Here is a 1,422-nt window from a genome sequence, read left to right as displayed (position 1 = left end):
CGCATCTTGTACCCTTCTTCTAAACGAAGTTCTTGGTATTTTTCCAGAACATTGCTCGAGACGCCAGACATCAACCAGCATCACATGTACCGGGCGTTGTCCATCTTGGCAGAGGAAGCCGATACAATTGAGCAGCACGTCTACGAGACCAGCAAAACAATGGTCAATCGGGACTCTCGAGTCCTGTATTATGACTGCACAAATTTCTATTTTGAGATCGGGCAAGCAGACGGCTTGCGCCAATTTGGTGTTTCCAAAGAGAATCGGCCAAACCCAATTGTTCAAATGGGTATGTTCATGGATGGTTCTGAGATCCCGTTATCTCTCGTGATCACCCCCGGCAACACCAACGAACAAACCACCCTTAAGCCGCTGGAGAAAAAAATACTGCGCGAGTTCCACCTTTCTCAAATGGTCGTCTGCACCGATGCCGGACTGTCATCGACCAGCAATCGGTTGTACAACCATACGGCTAGCAGAGCTTTCATTACGACTCAGTCGATCAAGAAATTGCAAAAGGTAGATCGTGAATGGGCCTTGGACACAGGAAACTGGTCGCGCGGAACGAAAGGCAAGGATGATTGGAAAACCAACATCATCCTTTCTTCCATCCCAACAGATGAAGCGCATTACGACACGATTTACTACAAAGAACGCTGGGTGAAAATTCAGGGCCTCGAACAACGCTTGATTGTTTCTTTTTCACCAAAGTATCAAGCCTATCAGCGCGCAATTCGTGCCCATCAGATCAAACGAGCGCTGAAAAACGTAGAAAATCCGGCATCTTTAAAGAAAAAACGACAAAACGACCCCAAGCGCTTCCTCAAAGTCCAACACTTTACGGATAACGGAGAAGTTGCCGGAAAAGAGAACGTCGTACTGGACGAGGAGCGCATTGCTAAAGAAGCGCAATATGACGGGTTCTACGCAGTCTGCACTGACCTGAAGTCGGATGCTGGTGAGATCGTTCAACTCAATCACAGACGCTGGATGATTGAAGACAGCTTTCGAATTATGAAGAGCGAGTTCAAGGCCAGACCCGTGTATGTCCGGACTGACCACCATATTGAGGCCCATTTTTTAACGTGTTTTCTAGCGCTCCTAGTGTTCCGCATTCTAGAGAACATGCTGGATCATGAATTCACCTGCGAGGACATTATCGACAATCTTCGCGACATGAAAATGCGTGAGCTTCCAGGAGAGGGATATGTACCAGAATACGTGCGTAACGATTTCACGGATAAATTACATGATGTGTTTGGCTTCAGGACGGACATGGAAGTGGTCACCAAAAAAAATATGAAAAATATTTTGAAGCAGACCAAAGTGGAGCCCATGTTATGGCGTTTCGACGCATAGGGAAAGCCCCCTAAACCCTTGATATATAAGGGTTTAGGGGGCTTTTATCGTTTTTAACTGTCA

General features: G+C 46.6%; 1 protein-coding gene. It reads left to right on the top strand.

What is annotated here, in order from left to right:
* Window positions 1–1,359 (top strand): IS1634 family transposase (locus tag L248_RS16395; protein ID WP_040537175.1); only part of this gene is annotated, 1,359 nt, incomplete at its 5' end.
* Between the last annotated feature and the right edge of the window lie 63 nt (window positions 1,360–1,422).

This window comes from Schleiferilactobacillus shenzhenensis LY-73, assembly GCF_000469325.1.
GTDB lineage: Bacteria > Bacillota > Bacilli > Lactobacillales > Lactobacillaceae > Schleiferilactobacillus > Schleiferilactobacillus shenzhenensis.
The sequence above is the reverse complement of the archived record's forward strand: the minus strand, read 5'-3'. Positions and strand labels throughout refer to the sequence as shown.